Here is a 15287-nt window from a genome sequence, read left to right as displayed (position 1 = left end):
TCTCCTTGGGAAGAAAGGGGGCTGGGGAGCTACCACTACCCATCTTGCACACGAATGGTGTCGCATTGATAGGTGGGTTCACCAGACAGTATGACCCGATTCATCCCTTCAGCAAAAGTGAACAAACCCGAAGATTTTACTTCGGCTTTCCCAATGTATTCTGAGGGTTCACCAACCACCGTGATCCAAGGGGATCGCCGGGCACCACAAGGAGCCGACCATGCTGGAAATTCGCCGCCTGCGGCTGCTGCGCGAGCTGAGCATCCGCGGCACCATCGCCGAGGTCTCGGACGCACTGAGCTACAGCCCATCATCCATCTCCCAGCAGCTCTCCCTGCTGGAAAACGAGACCGGCGTGAAGCTGCTGCGAAAGGTCGGGCGGCGCCTCCAACTGACCCCGCAGGCCGAGGTCTTGGTAGCCCACACCGACGAGCTGCTTGATTCCATGGAGCGGGCCGAAGCCGACCTCGCCTCGACCCAGCAGGCAGTGGCAGGCACGGTGCGCCTGGCGGTGTTCCAGACGGCAGTGCTTTCACTGATGCCCTCGGTGCTGCGCGAACTGCGCCAGGACTTCCCCCACCTGCGGGTGGAGATGGTGCAGCACGAACCGGAAACCGCGCTTCATGAGACGTGGGCGAGGGATTTCGACCTGGTCATCGCGGAACAGTACCCCGGGCACGCGGCCCCGCACTACGCCACCCTGGACCGCAAGACCCTGGCCCACGATGCCATCCGCCTGGCCCTGCCCGCGCGGGACGAGGCAATGCCCGCCGAGTTCCACCACGTCACCTCCATCGAGGCCGCCGCCGGCCTGCCCTGGGTCATGGAACCGCGCGGCGCCGCCTCGCGACACTGGGCCGAACAGGCCTGCCGCATGGCCGGCTTCGAACCCGACGTGCGCTACGAGACCGCCGATCTTCAGGCACACGTCAGGCTGGTCGAATCCGGCAACGCAGTGGCACTGCTTCCGGACCTGGTCTGGGCCGCGCGCAAGCGCGAGTTGCGCATCGTCGATCTGCCCGGGGCACCGCAACGCACCATCTTCACCTCCGTGCGCCATTCATCGACCCAGCACCCTGGCCTGGTCGCGGTCCGCAACGCCCTGCATGCCCAGGCAGCCACCCTTCCGGCGCCGACGGACGTCGGACCGGAGGCAGTAATTTAGGTCACAAAAAGGTAACGCCGTGGTGAGAGCGGCCACATGACCACGGATTTTCCTGTCATACTCGAGGTCGGTTGCGAACGAACGGCACGTGCCACGGGGCAGTGCAACCATGCCCCTGGCAGCAAAACACGCCGAGGATCACTCTTCCCCGGCTCGCCCAACCTTCATGAGGTCCACAACATGTCCGACTCAACATTCCAGCTGATAGCCATTGCGGTGTATCTCGCAGCAATGCTCGGCATCGGCTACTTTGCGTTCAAGCGCACCAACGACATCGACGATTACATGCTCGCCGGCCGCGGGCTCAAGCCGGGAGTCGCGGCATTGTCCGCAGGTGCCTCGGACATGTCCGGCTGGCTCCTGATGGGCCTGCCCGGCGCGATCTACCTCAACGGGCTCATCGAGGCCTGGATCGCCATCGGCCTGACCATCGGCGCCTGGTTGAACTGGAAGTTCGTGGCCCCGCGGCTGCGTTCCTACACCGCCGTGGCGCAGAACGCGATCACCATCCCGAGCTTCTTTGAGAAGCGGCTGAAGGACAACAGCCACTTCCTGCGCATCGCCGCATCGGTCATCATCCTGGCGTTCTTCACCTTCTATGTCTCCTCCGGCATGGTGGCAGCGGGCAAGTTCTTTGAGTCCTCCTTCGGCTGGAACTACTTCACCGGCCTGTTCGTGGTCGCCGGTGTCACCCTGCTCTACACGCTCTTCGGCGGATTCCTCGGTGCAACCCTTACCGACGTGGCCCAGGGCCTGCTCATGTTCGCCGCACTGATTGCCGTCCCGATTGTCGCGATCTTCCAGATGGGCAACATCGGGGACCTCGGCTCCAAGATCAAGGACGTGAACCCCGAGGCGCTGAACCTGTTCTCCAGCTTCAATACCACCAACGGGTTCCTGGCGGCAGTGGCCATCTTCTCCACCGCGGCCTGGGGCCTGGGCTACTTCGGCCAGCCTCACATCATCGTGCGCTTCATGGCCCTGCGCTCCCCGTCCGAGGCCAAGACCGCCCGTCGCATCGGTATCGGCTGGATGGTGCTCACCGCGATCGGCGCCATCGTCACCGCGTTGGTCGGCATGGCGTACTTCGCCGGCAGCCCGGAGAAGGAAATCACCGATCCCGAGACCGTCTTCCTGCTGCTGAGCCAGATCTTCTTCCACCCCTTCGTTGCCGGCCTGGTGCTCGCGGCTGTTTTGGCGGCCATCATGTCGACCATGTCCTCGCAGCTGATCGTGTGCTCCTCGGCCCTGGTCGAGGACCTGTACAACATCGCCGGCAAGAAGCTCAGCCCCCAGCGCGAGGTCATGCTCGGCCGCTCCGGCGTGCTCGTCGTGGCAATCGTCGCCGCGGCACTGGCCCTGAACCGGGAGTCCAGCATCCTGGATTTGGTGTCGTTCGCCTGGGCAGGATTCGGCGCCGCGTTCGGCCCGATCGTGCTGTTGAGCCTCTACTGGCGCAAGCTCACCTCCACCGGAGCGCTTGCAGGCATGCTCACCGGCGCCGTCACGGTCTTCGTCTGGGGCAACATCGACGTGCTCTCCTCTGCCATGTACGAAATCGTTCCGGGCTTCGTGCTGAACCTCGTCGTCGCCGTGCTGGTTTCGCGTGCCACCTACAAGCACAATGCGACCATCGAGGAAGAATTCACCGCAATGGAAAATGAAGTCGAGGAGAACGCTCCTTACGTGGTTTCGTAGCCATCGCCATATGCTTCGACACGGACCCCCTCATCGGTATCGGTGAGGGGGTCCGCTGTGTTTGACTAGGAGCGACGTATATTCAATCGCTTGTACAAAGAGAGGGAGCCTCACCCGTGAAGGCACTTTTTGATTTCAACTTCGACAGCTTCGTCACCCCGAAGCTCGTCAAGGTCGTCTACATCCTGATCACCATCGGGCTAGCCATCCTGTATCTGGGCATCGTGATCTCCGCCTTTGCCACCAGACAGGTTGCCTTCGGGTTCTTCGCCCTGATCATCGTCGGGCCGCTCGTGGTCCTGATCTACCTGGCCCTGGCACGCATGGGCCTGGAATCGCTGATCGCCACGATCCGCACCGCCCAGAACACCGGCGAACTGGTGCGTCTGGCCGGTGGCAATGTACCCGGCACCTCGCCGCAGTCCGGCGATACCTACCCGGGCGGCCCGACAGCTCCCCCGTCGAACCCGTACGGGAACGCCCCGCAGGCCTAGGGGGCAGGCACCACAACCAACCTGGGTGCGGTTGATCAGGGCGCGAAATCCGAGGCGACCGGCCGATCCGCCGCCTCTTTGCTGTGGCCACCGCGAATCGACGGACCGTCGCGGGTAGGATCTTGGCATGCCTGAAGCTTCCGCAACCTCCCCTGCCGCGCCCGAAACCACGCCCAAGCCCGATGTCGTGGACGACTTTGTCACCCGGAGCCATCGCACGGCCTCCGGCCTGCGCTACACCAGCACCACCGGGCGCATGGTGCTGCGCAAGGAGGAGGACGCCGAGGGGAAGACCGACGGATTCAACGCCAAGGCGGAGATCTTCCTGGTGTCCTACACCGCGGACACCGAGGAGGCACCCGTTGCCGGGCAGGCGGCCAAGTCCCGCGCCAAGAAGCCGGCAGGCCCGCCCGCGGCCAACCGCCGGCCGGTGGTGTTCGCCTTCAACGGCGGCCCCGGTTCGGCCAGCCTGTGGCTGCACATGGGCCTGTTGGGTCCGCGCATCGTCGATTCCGGAGACGTGGGCAGCATGGCCGCCGCGCCCTACGGCGTCATCGACAACCCGGAGTCCTTGCTCGAGCACGCGGACGTGGTGATGATCGATCCGGTGAACACCGGTTTCTCGCGCGTGGTCTCCGGCGGCACGATTGACGAGTTCCACGCCTTCGAGTCCGACCGCGACCTGGTCGCCGAGGTCATCCGTCTCTGGATCACCCGCAACCAGCGCTGGCTCTCCCCCAAGTACCTCATCGGCGAGTCCTACGGCACGATGCGCGCCGTGGCGGTGGCCCGTCGCCTGCAGGAGGCCCACGGCCTGGCGGTGAACGGACTGGGATTGATCTCCACGGTGCTGAACCTCTCCACCCTGGACTTCGCCCCGGGCAACGACACCCCCTACGCCCTGCATCTGCCCACCTACGCGGCCATCGCGCACTACCACGGGCGTCACGGAAACCGCCCGCTTCAGGAGGTCGTGCGGGACGCCGAGGACTATGCCTCGGGCGACTACGTGGTGGCGCTGCACTTGGGCAACCGGCTCTCCAAGCGCAAGTACGACTCCGTGGTCAAGCACCTGGCCGAACTCACCACGCTCTCCGAGGCCTTCATCCGCCGCACCAACCTGCGCTGGGAGTACATGGAGTTCGCCACCGAGCTGCTGCGCGAGCGCGGGCTGATGGTCGGGCGCATCGACGGGCGTTTCACAGGGGTGCCCCCGCGCCTGCAGGAATCACACACCTGGGACGACCCGTCGCTGCGTGCCATCACCCCCGCCTATGCCGCGGCCATCAACCACTATGTGCGCGCGGAGCTGGGCTACGAATCCGACCTGCCCTACGAAGTGCTCACCGGACGGGTGCACCCCTGGAGCTACGGCGGGTTCGAGGGCAAGCCGATCGACGTGACCCGGGACCTGGAGCGGCTGCTCATCGACATCCCCGAGCTGCGCGTGCACGTCGACTACGGCTACCACGACGGGGCCACCCCGCACTTCGCCGCCGAGTACGTGTGGGCGCACCTGGAGGTCCCGGCCGCGGCGCGGACCCGCTTCACGCACCATTACCACGCTGCCGGGCACATGATGTACCTGGATCCGGCCGTGCGTTCCACGCAACTCGCGGCCCTGGCCGAGTTCGTCACCCGGGCGTAGACAAGCGAGGCCGGACCCCGCTTGGGGTCCGGCCTCGCTTACCTGCCTGCTTGCCTAGGAGAGGACTGCCTGCTTCTGCACGATCTGCGGCACGTGGCGCACCGCGCCCTTGTCCGCCGACTGTGCGAAGGCCGCGTAGGCCCGCAGCGCCGGGGAGACCACGCGGTCGCGGTCCCGCGGCTGGTAGCCGATGGTGGATTCCAGCACCGCGCGGCGCCGGGCGAGCTCGTCCTCGCTGACTTCCAGCGTGATGGAGCGGGCCGGGATGTCGATGGAGATGGTGTCCCCGTTCTCCACCAATGCGATAGCGCCGCCGGCAGCGGCCTCGGGCGAGATGTGGCCGATCGACAGTCCGGAGGTTCCCCCGGAGAAGCGCCCGTCGGTGATCAGCGCGCACTTCGCGCCCAGGCCCAGTCCCTTGAGGAACGAGGTGGGGTAGAGCATTTCCTGCATGCCCGGCCCGCCGCGCGGACCCTCGTAGCGGATCACGACGACGTCGCCGGCGACGATCTCCTTGCTCAGGATCGCGGTGACGGCATCGTCCTGGGATTCGAAGACGACCGCCGGGCCGGAGAACTTGAAGATCGATTCGTCAACGCCGGCGGTCTTCACCACGGCGCCGTCCAGGGAGATGTTCCCGCGCAGCACGGCAAGGCCGCCCTCGACGGAGTGGGCGTGTTCCATCGAGTGGATGCAGCCGTTCTTGGCGTCCAGGTCCAGGGTGTCCCAGCGCTCGGACTGGGAGAAGGCCTCGGCGGAGCGCACGCAGCCGGGGGCCGCGTGGAAGAGCTCCAGGGCGGTCTCGGTGGCCTTGCCTCCGCGGATGTCCCAGTCGTCCAGCCAGGAGCGCAGGTCGGTGCTGTGCACGGAGCGGACGTTGTGGTTCAACCGCCCGCCGCGGTCCAGCTCGCCCAGGATGGCGGGGATGCCGCCGGCGCGGTGGACATCCTCGACCAGGTATTCGCCGTTGGGGGCGACCTTGGTCAGGCAGGGGGTGCGGCGGGAGATCTCGTCGATGTCATCGAGGGTGAAATCCAGCTCCGCCTCCTGCGCCGCGGCCAGCAGGTGCAGGATGGTGTTGGAGGAGCCGCCCATGGCGATGTCCATGGTCATGGCGTTCTCGAACGCGGGGCGGCCGGCGATGGCGCGCGGGAGCACGGACTCGTCGTCGTCGAAGTAGTAGGACTTCGTGATGTCCACGATGGCGCGGCCGGCGTCCTCGTACAGGTCCTTGCGGGCGGTGTGCGTGGCCAGCGTGGTGCCGTTGCCCGGCAGCGACAGGCCGAGCGCCTCGGTGAGGCAGTTCATCGAGTTGGCGGTGAACATTCCCGAGCAGGACCCGCAGGTGGGGCAGGCGGCTTCCTCGATGCTCAGCAGGTCCTCGTCCGAGACGGAGTCGTTGACTGCGTCGGCGATGGCGGAAATCAGGTTCAGGCGCTTGCGCACGGTGCCGTCCACCAGGATGGCGGTGCCGCCCTCCATCGGCCCGCCGCTGACAAACACGGTGGGGATGTTCAGGCGCATGGCGGCCATCATCATGCCGGGGGTGATCTTGTCGCAGTTGGAGATGCAGATCAGGGCATCGGCGCAGTGCGCGTTGACCATGTACTCCACGGAGTCGGCGATCAGGTCGCGGCTGGGCAGCGAGTACAGCATGCCACCGTGGCCCATGGCGATCCCGTCGTCCACGGCAATGGTGTTGAACTCGCGCGGGATTCCGCCGGCCTCGATGATGGCGTCGGAGACGATGCGGCCCACCGGCTGTAGGTGGGTGTGGCCGGGGACGAATTCGGTAAAGCTGTTCGCCACGGCGATGATCGGCTTACCGAAATCGGAGCCCTTGACGCCGGCGGCGCGGAGCAGGGCGCGTGCGCCGACCATGTTGCGGCCGTGGGTGACTGTTCGTGAACGTAATTCAGGCATTGAACCAGTCAACCAGCAACGCGGTTGCGGTGGAAGACGGTGCTAATACTAGTAGTGGCAGTGATAGATTTAGGTCCCATGAGTGATGGAAGAAGACAGGAACTGGGGCAGTTCCTGCGGGATCGGCGCGGCAACCTCGTCCGTGCGGAGCTGGGGCTGCCGCCGATCGGGCGCAACCGCACGCTGGGACTGCGCCGGGAGGAGATTGCCGCCTTCGCCGCGGTCAGCGTCACCTGGTACACCTGGCTGGAGCAGGGCAGGGAAATCAATGCCTCCCGCCAGGTACTTGAATCCATCGCCCGGGTGCTTGCCCTGACTGCCGCCGAAACTTCCTATGTGCTGGCCCTGGGCGGATACACAGCCGTTCCCGCGACCGAGGTCAGCACCGTCGAGCAGGCACCCGAGCACCTGCAGCGGCTGCTCGAAACCTTCGATTTTCCGGCATTCGTGGTTGCCCCGGACTGGGGCATTGCCGGCTGGAACCGTGCCTACGAGGGTCTCTACGCGCGCATTGCCGCCGTGGACCCGGCGGAGCGCAACCTGCTCTGGCTGATCTTCACCGACCTGCACTTGCGCAAGATGCTGCCCGACTGGGAAGAAACCTCACGGCATTTTGTGGCCGAGTTCCGTGCCGAGGCAGGCGCCCGACTCGGCTCCGCTGCCCACACGACCCTCATCAAGCGGCTCTCCGAAGCCAGCGGGCAGTTCGCCAAGCTCTGGGCCGACCGCGGCGTGGAGCGCTTTGCCTCCAGGCAGCGCGTATTCCTGCATCCGGCCGCCGGTGAGCTGGTCTTTGAGCAGCACCGGTTGGTGCCCTCGGACGCCCCGGAACTCCACCTGGTGATGTACGCGCCGGTGCCCGGAACGCCGACTAGGGATCGGCTGCAGATGCTCCTCGCGCCAACATCCGTCGAACCCGGCTGAACATGCCGCCGTCCGTCAGCCGATACCCTTCCCGACAGGCACCGCCGCAGTAGTGGCCGCACCGCAAGGGTGGCTAAGCTGGGACCATGGCATGGCAGCGGACGCAAACCCATTTCCTCGCACTTTCACCCGCGGCCCTGTGGGAGGTGCTGCGCGATCCGGCCCGGGTTCCCGAATGGCACCGGGCCATCGCGCGCCTGCGGCCACACGAGGTGCCGGCAAGTGCCGGGACCTTGCTGGACCTGATCCCAGCGGGCAAGCTCATCGGCAAGGTCCATTCGGCCACCGCACCTCCCGCCGTGGTTACCAGCGTCGGGGAGGGCACCTCCATCACCTGGCGCCAGCCCCAGCCCGGCGGCCACCTGATGGTGAGTTGGTCCCTGCGCAAGGTCAAGGGTGGCACCGAAGTCACCCAGCGGGTGTCGGTCTCCGGGGCCGCGTCAGCGGTTTTCGAACGGACGGCCGCCCGGCCGATCGCCTCGAACTTCGCCGAAAACTGTGCCCGCCTCTACACCCTTGCCGGCGGGACGGCAACGCAGCAACTGCGCATCGTGATTGCCGGGGGCCACGGGTTCCTGGGCGCCCGCGCCGCGGCCGACCTTTTCTGCCGCGGCCACGAGGTCGTCGTCCTCACCCGCAGCGTTCGTCCCGACAGCCCGTACACCCAGGTCCGGTGGGACGGGAAGACCCAGGGCCCATGGTCCACCAGCCTGTACCGCGCGGGGCGCAACACCGCGGTGTTGAACCTGGCCGGGGAATTGGTGGACCTGCCGCCCACCGAATCCAACGTTGCCCTGCTGCGCAACTCCCGCGTCGATTCCACCCGCGCCCTGGTGGACGCCTCACGTGCGGCACCCGCCCCGCTGGCGGCATTCCTGCAATCGAGCACCACCGCGATCTTCGCCGACGCCGGGGAGCAACGGCTCACCGAGGAATCGGCGCTGCCCACCGGCGCCCGGGCCCTGCCCCAGATGACCGGGGTGGCCCGGCCCTGGGAAGAGGCAGCCGCCGGGGCCAACGCCGAACGGTTGAACATCCTGCGCACCTCCCTGGTCTTCGAGCAGGAAAGCCCGCTGGTTGACCGATTATCGCTGCTGGCCGGCGTCGGCCTGGGCGGCCCGGTTGCCGGCGGGGAACAATGGGTCAGCTGGATCCACCTGGCCGACTGGCTGCGCGTCCTTCGCGCGGCCCTGGGGTTGGAGGAGAACCTCTCGCTGCCCGGCGGCGTCATCCATCTGGCGGCACCGCACCCGGTGCGCAACCGGGAGATGATGGAGGCGCTGCGGGCCAAGATCGCACCGCGGCCGCTGCGCAGGTTTTCGCTGCCGACCCCGCGCCCGGTGCTGGCAGCGGGCGCCGTGGTGTTGAACACCGACCCGGCGCTGGGCACCACCGGACGGCACGTGACCTCCACCGTGCTCGCCGAGGCCGGGTTCGAGTTCGAGTTCCCCGAATTCGAGGCAGCGCTGGGGCAGATCCTTGACTAGCGGACGCGTGCTGCGCCATGGCGTGATGGACTCCCCCATTGGAGGACTGCGGATCGTGGCCTCCGGTCACGGGATCACCGGCATCTACATGGAAAACCACCCCCACCCCCTGGACCCCGGGGTGTTGGGCGAGCGACTGGCCTCCGTGGCCGATGATCCGGGCATCGCCCTTTGCGCCGGCCAGTTGGCCGAATACTTTGCCGGGACCAGGACGTCGTTCGAGGTGCCACTGGATGCGCAGGGAACCGAGTTCCAGCAGCGGGTCTGGGCGCACCTTACCCGGATCCCCTTCGGTGCCACCCGCAGCTATGGTCAGCTGGCCCTGGAACTGGGGGATGAAAAGCTGACACGCGCCGTGGGAACCGCCAATGGGCGCAACCCGATTGCGATCGTGGTCCCCTGCCACCGGGTCATCGGTGCCGATGGCTCATTGACCGGCTATGCCGGTGGGCTGGGCGCCAAGGAGTTCCTGTTGCGCCACGAAGGCATCCTGCCCGAGGCCGAGGCTACCCTTTTCTAGGGGGGCCGCCTGCCCTCCCCCGCTTCAGGCCAGGATCAGTGTATCGAGGGCCGTGCCCAGGATTTCCCGGGCTTCCTCGTCCAGCCGGGATCCGGTGATCAGGGCATCGACCTGGGACAGCGGGACGATCTGGCACAGTCCAGTCACTCCCCACTTGGTGTGGTCGGCCACGATGATCTGCCGTGCCGCCGCCTTGATGAAAGCCTGGTTGGTCTGGGCCTCAAGCATGTTGGGTGTCGTGAACCCGTCCTCGGCCGTCATGCCGTGCACGCCCAGGAAGAGCAGGTCCACGTGCAGCTGGCCCAGGGCCGAGAGCGCCAGAGGTCCCACCAGTGCGTCCGAGACGGTGCGGGTCCCGCCGGTCAGGATGATGTTCTGGCTGGGGTTCGCCGCCGCATAGAAAACCTCTGCGATGCGCGGGGAGTTCGTCACCACGGTCAGGTCCTTGATGCCCGTGCATTGGGCGGCGAGTGCAAAGGTGGTGGTTCCGGAGTTCAACGCAATGGACATGCCCGGCTTGATCAGCTGGACCGCAGCCTGGGCAATGGCCTGCTTTTCACCGGACTCCAAGGCCAGCTTGTGCGTGAATCCCGGCTCGTTGCTGGTGGGGGCGGCATCCAGCGTGGCTCCGCCGTGCACCTTGACCAACGCACCTCGGGAGGCCAACGTATTCAGGTCGCGTCGCACCGTCATCTCCGAAACACCGAGCTCGGAGGCCAAGGCGGTGACGCGCACCTGCTCGCGCTCGCGCAGGGCGTCGAGGATGCGCTGCTGCCTGGCACTTGCCAGCATCTCTGTCATGGCGATCCGTTCGTCGGGCGTGTGGTTGGCTTTCATCGTAGCGAAAAACGAACACGAAACGTGTCATTATGTTCGAACTTGCGCGAAACATGTCCGCCACGACGCCCTGAAGTATCCACGGCGGCCCGGCGCGTCTCGCAGTCTGACCAGCAGGTATCGCCGCAGGGGAATCCTCAGGCCTTTCACCGAACGTTGTTTTCCGATAGAATATGATCGAATTTGTTTGAATTGCGTGCATTGACATATCACCCAGGAGACGCCGTGGAACAGCAGCCGTTACAGGCCACCCCCGTTCGCACCGAGCTTGCCGACGGGAGGGAAATCCTCTATTTCTTCGACGGAGGCCGCGTCCCCAGCGGCTTCCTGCCCTCTTCCGACACCCGCGAGTTGCCGGCTCGTCCGACGACGTCGCAGTTGCGCTACGACGCCCTGAGCGGGGAATGGATTTCCTTTGCCGCGCACCGCCAAACACGCACGCACCTGCCCGCAGCGAGTCAATGCCCGTTGTGTCCCACGCGCACAGACATGGCCAGTGAAATCCCGGCCGACACGTACGACGTCGTGGTCTTTGAAAACCGATTTCCTTCCTTCGGGCCCGAACAGCACGCAGTGGACTCTCCCGTCGAGCTCGGCGCGGCCCGCCCGTCCCACGGACGCTGCGAGGTCATTTCCTTCGGCCCCGGACACACCGATTCGCTGGCTTCCCTCGGTGAACGCCGCATCCGCACCGTGATCGAGGCCTGGGCCCACCGCACGCAGGAACTGGGCCGGCTCGAGGGCGTCGAGCAGGTATTTCCCTTTGAGAACCGCGGCGCCGATATCGGGGTGACGCTGCACCATCCACACGGGCAGCTCTACGCCTACCCATACGCCACCCCGCGCACCGAAAACCACCTGGCGCGGGCAGCCGCACACCGCGCACGCACCGGCAACAACATCATGGCCGACATCCTGGACTTCGAGATCGCCGACGGGCGGCGCATCCTGGAACGCGGCACCCACTTCACCTCGTTCGTCCCCTATGCCTCCCGCATGCCGGTCGAAGTGCACTTGGTGCCGCACCGCCAAGTAGCCGACCTCAGCGAGCTGACGGAAGCCGAACGCGACGAGCTGGCGGCGATGTACCACCGTCTGCTCTGCACTGTCGATGCGCTTTATCCCACCCCCACTCCCTACATCGCCGGCTGGTTCCAGGCCCCGCGAAACCACGAGCACCGCGCCGAGGCCTGGTTGCACCTGCAGTTGACTTCGCCGAGGCGGGCCGAAAACAAGCTCAAGTATCTTGCCGGATCGGAGGCAGCCATGGGAGCCTTCATCGGGGACATCACCCCCGAGGCGAGCGCAAAAGCACTGCGTGCGGCAACCGAGCGCCTCCAATCCCTCACCCCCGCCCAGTGAAAGACCATGCCAGGACCGGCCTGGCCGACGCCTTCACCGCCCTTTACGGCCTTGCCCCCGAGGCGTGCTTCGCCGCGCCTGGGCGGGTGAACCTCATTGGCGAGCACACCGACTACAACGAGGGGTACGTCCTGCCCTTCGCCATCGACAGGGTGGCAAGAATCGGACTGAGGATCCGCCCCGCGGAATCCGGGCGGCTGCTGCGCATTGCCTCGACGCGCGGCGGGCAGGTGGTCGAGGCCGAATCAACCGGTCTGGCTCCCGCGCTGGTTGCCCCTTGGGCCCGCTACGTTGCGGGCGTGTTCTGGGCCATGGAACAACGAGGCTTTGCCCTGCCCGGCGCGGACATCCTGCTCGATTCGACGGTGCCGGTCGGGGCGGGTCTGTCTTCCTCTGCAGCCATCGAATGCGCCGTGGCGCTGGGCCTGAATGAGCACTTGGGCCTGGGCCTTTCCCGCGAGGAGCTCGTGCTGATCTGCCAGTTGGCGGAAAACGACTTCGTCGGGGCACCCACCGGCATCCTTGACCAGTCGGCCTCGCTGCTGAGCACCTCCGACCATGCCCTGTTCCTGGACTGCCGCACCAGGGAATCCCGCCCGGTCGACCTGCCGCTGGCAGCCAACGGCCTGCAGGTCCTGGTCATTGACACCAGGGTCAGCCATTCGCACGATTCGGGCGGTTACAAGGAACTGGTGCTCGCCTGCACGCGTGGCGCCACGGAATTGGGCGTGACAGCCCTGCGCGATGTCGGCATCGACCGCCTGGTCGAGGCACAGGACACCCTGGCCCCGGAGATCTACCGCCGGGTCAAGCACATCGTCACCGAGAACCAGCGGGTGCTGGACACCGTCGAACTGCTCGAACGCCGGGGGCCTGCAGCCATCGGCGACCTCCTGCTCGCCAGCCACACCTCGATGCGCGATGACTTCGGAATCTCCTGCGCTGAGTTGGACCTGGCTGTCGACACCGCCGTGGCCGCAGGCGCCATTGGCGCACGCATGACCGGCGGCGGTTTCGGCGGATCGGCGATCGCGCTGTTGGATGCCTCGCGCTCCGCAGTCGTGGCCGACGCTGTGCACAGCGCATTTGCCGAGGCAGGTTACCTCACCCCGGAAATTTTCGCCGTGGTGCCTGGGCCCGGGGCACGGGCCCTGTGACCGAATGCCCCTGCCACGTCGCCTTATTTCCGTATTAGCAAGGCAGCGAGGCGGGCAGCCTCACCGGGGTCCGGGCAACCGCACCGACGCCGTCGGACCCGTGGTAGGCGCGGCAGACCCCGACGCCGCGCTTGGCAAGATTTGCCTTGATTTGCCGTAGCGAGTCAGGCGCGAATCCCTGCCACTGCATATGCATCAGGACGGTGTCGCCGGGCCGGGCGGCAGAGGCCCGCGCCACGGTGATGGACTTGGATTTCACACTCCAGTCCAGGGTGTCGCGCGACCACGTCCAAATGGCCATGCCCACCCGATCGTAGGCGCACCGCACACTGGCATCAATGGCGCCAAATGGCGGGCGGCCAAAGTTGGTGTGTACCCCGGAGCCGCCGAGCTGGGCGGCAGCAGCCGCACAGCTCAGGCGCCTCAAGTCGGGGTGGCTCACCGAATGGTTGATGACCCACTGACCCTTGGCGCGGGCCAAGGCAGCCAGATCCACCCCATAACGGGCCCTGAAGGATGAAAGGCAATTGCCAGTGGGGGCAATAACCAGACCCATGTTGTGGTCAGCGGCGTACTTGATGGTGGCAGTGAAGGAGCTGAGCGTGCGCGGGCAGTCGTCGAAGGTCAAGACCACGCGCGAGGTGCGGTTCGGACCCGTGGATTGTGGAGCCCGGGGCGCCGAAGGCGAAGAGCCGGAGCCCGTGCTGGTGGTTACATAGGTGTTGCTGACCCAGCCCGTGCGTCCCGCGTAGCCGACTTTGTACCATCCGTTGGAGGCACGGGCCGACACCTTAACGGTGGTGCCCCGTGGAATGGTCACCAGAACCGCATAGGCCGTGCTCGGTCCGGTGCGTAGGTTGAGCCCTGCCGTGGTCCGCACCGTGGCAGGCAGTCGGCCAGGAGCTGGTGCTGCGGAGCCCACAATGCTCACGTATTTGTTACTGATCCAACCCGTCCGTCCCGCGTAGCCGACCTTGTACCAACCGTTGGCTGCCCGCGCTGTCACCTTGACGGTGGTGCCCCGGGGAATAGTCACAAGTCTCCTATGGGCGGTGCTCGACCCCGTTCGCAGGTTGAGGTTGGCCGTGGTCTTGACCTTGGCAGGCAAAGCCGTTGCCACCATGACCGAAGTCGAAGCTGCGCCCTCGACCTGAATCGCGCCTTGGACTGCGGGCGTTTGGCGCGCTTCGGCTGCCAACGTCGGTGCCGACGAAATGACCAGTCCCACGGCCACGAAGATTCCGCACGCACTTCGAACAAGATTGTTTTTTCCCCAATGCCACAGCATCCCAATGATCTCTCTGATTTTGCTTCCCCAAGAAGGCTCTTGGGGAAAGTATGGGGTTGCATGTTTGCCGTGGCAACTGTTGTGCCAACTCGTTCCCGAATCGTTCAGATAACCCTGAAAACATCCGCCAAAGGTAACGTCTTGGTCCTGTGCGCGAAACAGGTCTCCCAGCCAATTTTCGGGATCCAGGAATAGCGTGAAGAAGAATGATCCGCAGGTTTCCCGCCCGTGGAAGGCATTCGTCGCAGGAATGAGGGATTCCCATGGATCGCGTTGCAATCGTTTACTACCAACGTGATGCTCTGGCCAAGTTGCGCGCCGCTGAACTGGCCGAGAAGCTCCACTCCCGCGAGATACGAAGCGAAATCCTCAAGGTCGCCAGCTCCTCCGCACATGAGCTCATCTACTTTGACGGAGTGGTATTGGTAGGTCCGCTGCATTTCTCACGCATGCATGGTCTGGCACTGGTCAACGCCGTCTTCGGGTTCCGGCCCGTGGCGCTGCTGCTGACCGGAATGGGAGATACCGATCGCATTCTTCGCCTGCTGCCCAGGAATATGCGTGGTGAAGTACCGGTTTTTACCGTCGGGGATGACGACAACCCGCATACAGGGCTCGACCCGTTGGTAACTTGGCTGCGCGCAATGATGGGCTTTTCGGGGTACCGAGCGGTCGGCGGGGGGGGGGGGGGGGGGGGGGGGGGGGGGGGGGGGGGGGGGGGGGGGGGGGGGGGGGGGGGGGGGGGGGGGGGGGGGGGGGGGGGGGGGGGGGGGGGGGGGGGGGG

12 protein-coding genes are annotated in these 15287 nt (G+C 66.0%); 9 read left to right on the top strand and 3 right to left on the bottom strand.

The features are described 5' to 3' along the window. Positions 1-220: 220 nt before the first annotated feature. The 4 genes from ACIPUB_RS16855 to ACIPUB_RS16840 all read left to right on the top strand — a co-directional run bounded on the left by ACIPUB_RS16855 (position 221) and on the right by ACIPUB_RS16840 (position 5005). Entirely contained in the window at positions 221-1165 is a 945-nt protein-coding gene (locus tag ACIPUB_RS16855) for a LysR substrate-binding domain-containing protein (RefSeq protein WP_407608424.1), read from the top strand. Positions 1166-1345: 180 nt separating this feature from the next. Then, the gene (gene putP, locus ACIPUB_RS16850; protein ID WP_407608423.1) at positions 1346-2863 is read left to right on the top strand and encodes a sodium/proline symporter PutP; all 1518 of its coding nucleotides are present in this window, start codon (positions 1346-1348) and stop codon (positions 2861-2863) included. A gap of 116 nt (positions 2864-2979) precedes the next feature. Then, positions 2980-3357, top strand: coding sequence for a DUF4282 domain-containing protein (locus tag ACIPUB_RS16845; RefSeq protein WP_407608422.1), 378 nt, complete (start codon positions 2980-2982; stop codon positions 3355-3357). 127 nt (positions 3358-3484) lie between these two features. Then, positions 3485-5005, top strand: a complete 1521-nt coding sequence (locus ACIPUB_RS16840) for a S10 family peptidase (RefSeq protein WP_407608421.1) — start codon at positions 3485-3487, stop codon at positions 5003-5005. 54 nt (positions 5006-5059) lie between these two features. Here the strand turns inward: ACIPUB_RS16840 and ilvD are convergent, their stop codons facing one another. Beyond that, a complete protein-coding gene (ilvD, locus tag ACIPUB_RS16835) occupies positions 5060-6928 on the bottom strand; it encodes a dihydroxy-acid dehydratase (protein WP_407608420.1) in 1869 nt (622 codons plus the stop codon). A gap of 78 nt (positions 6929-7006) precedes the next feature. Here ilvD and ACIPUB_RS16830 point away from each other — a divergent pair, with 78 nt between their 5' ends. The 3 genes from ACIPUB_RS16830 (at position 7007) to ACIPUB_RS16820 (ending at position 9859) form a co-directional block, all read left to right on the top strand. Further along, positions 7007-7852, top strand: a complete 846-nt coding sequence (locus ACIPUB_RS16830) for a helix-turn-helix transcriptional regulator (protein ID WP_407608419.1) — start codon at positions 7007-7009, stop codon at positions 7850-7852. Positions 7853-7938: 86 nt separating this feature from the next. Then, the gene (locus ACIPUB_RS16825) at positions 7939-9339 is read left to right on the top strand and encodes an SRPBCC family protein (protein ID WP_407608418.1); all 1401 of its coding nucleotides are present in this window, start codon (positions 7939-7941) and stop codon (positions 9337-9339) included. Then, the gene (locus ACIPUB_RS16820) at positions 9332-9859 is read left to right on the top strand and encodes a methylated-DNA--[protein]-cysteine S-methyltransferase (protein ID WP_407608417.1); all 528 of its coding nucleotides are present in this window, start codon (positions 9332-9334) and stop codon (positions 9857-9859) included. The genes ACIPUB_RS16825 and ACIPUB_RS16820 overlap by 8 nt, the downstream gene beginning before the upstream one ends. 24 nt (positions 9860-9883) lie before the next feature. Here ACIPUB_RS16820 and ACIPUB_RS16815 read toward each other — a convergent pair whose 3' ends face one another. Then, on the bottom strand, positions 9884-10660 hold the full coding sequence (locus ACIPUB_RS16815; protein WP_407608416.1) for a DeoR/GlpR family DNA-binding transcription regulator: 777 nt from the start codon (positions 10658-10660) through the stop codon (positions 9884-9886). 261 nt (positions 10661-10921) lie between these two features. Here ACIPUB_RS16815 and galT point away from each other — a divergent pair, with 261 nt between their 5' ends. Next, complete coding sequence (galT, locus tag ACIPUB_RS16810; RefSeq protein WP_407608415.1) at positions 10922-12058, top strand: galactose-1-phosphate uridylyltransferase; 1137 nt, start codon at positions 10922-10924, stop codon at positions 12056-12058. Continuing rightward, positions 12055-13215, top strand: coding sequence for a galactokinase (galK, locus tag ACIPUB_RS16805; RefSeq protein WP_407608414.1), 1161 nt, complete (start codon positions 12055-12057; stop codon positions 13213-13215). The genes galT and galK overlap by 4 nt, the downstream gene beginning before the upstream one ends. Before the next feature lie 34 nt (positions 13216-13249). Here galK and ACIPUB_RS16800 read toward each other — a convergent pair whose 3' ends face one another. Then, on the bottom strand, positions 13250-14338 hold the full coding sequence (locus ACIPUB_RS16800; protein ID WP_407608440.1) for an SH3 domain-containing protein: 1089 nt from the start codon (positions 14336-14338) through the stop codon (positions 13250-13252). Positions 14339-15287: the final 949 nt, after the last annotated feature.

Source organism: Paeniglutamicibacter sp. ORCA_105, assembly GCF_045798545.1.
GTDB classification, from domain to species: domain Bacteria; phylum Actinomycetota; class Actinomycetes; order Actinomycetales; family Micrococcaceae; genus Paeniglutamicibacter; species Paeniglutamicibacter sulfureus.
Note: the sequence above shows the minus strand (reverse complement) of the source record. Positions and strands in the feature narration are given on the sequence as shown.

Coding starts and splice junctions, on each gene's coding strand:
- ACIPUB_RS16855 (WP_407608424.1), top strand. CDS start 221: ATGCTGGAAATTCGCCGCCTGCGGCTGCTGCGCGAGCTGAGCATCCGC.
- putP (WP_407608423.1), top strand. CDS start 1,346: ATGTCCGACTCAACATTCCAGCTGATAGCCATTGCGGTGTATCTCGCA.
- ACIPUB_RS16840 (WP_407608421.1), top strand. CDS start 3,485: ATGCCTGAAGCTTCCGCAACCTCCCCTGCCGCGCCCGAAACCACGCCC.
- ilvD (WP_407608420.1), bottom strand. CDS start 6,928: ATGCCTGAATTACGTTCACGAACAGTCACCCACGGCCGCAACATGGTC.
- ACIPUB_RS16830 (WP_407608419.1), top strand. CDS start 7,007: ATGAGTGATGGAAGAAGACAGGAACTGGGGCAGTTCCTGCGGGATCGG.
- ACIPUB_RS16825 (WP_407608418.1), top strand. CDS start 7,939: ATGGCATGGCAGCGGACGCAAACCCATTTCCTCGCACTTTCACCCGCG.
- ACIPUB_RS16815 (WP_407608416.1), bottom strand. CDS start 10,660: ATGACAGAGATGCTGGCAAGTGCCAGGCAGCAGCGCATCCTCGACGCC.
- ACIPUB_RS16800 (WP_407608440.1), bottom strand. CDS start 14,338: ATGGTGGCAACGGCTTTGCCTGCCAAGGTCAAGACCACGGCCAACCTC.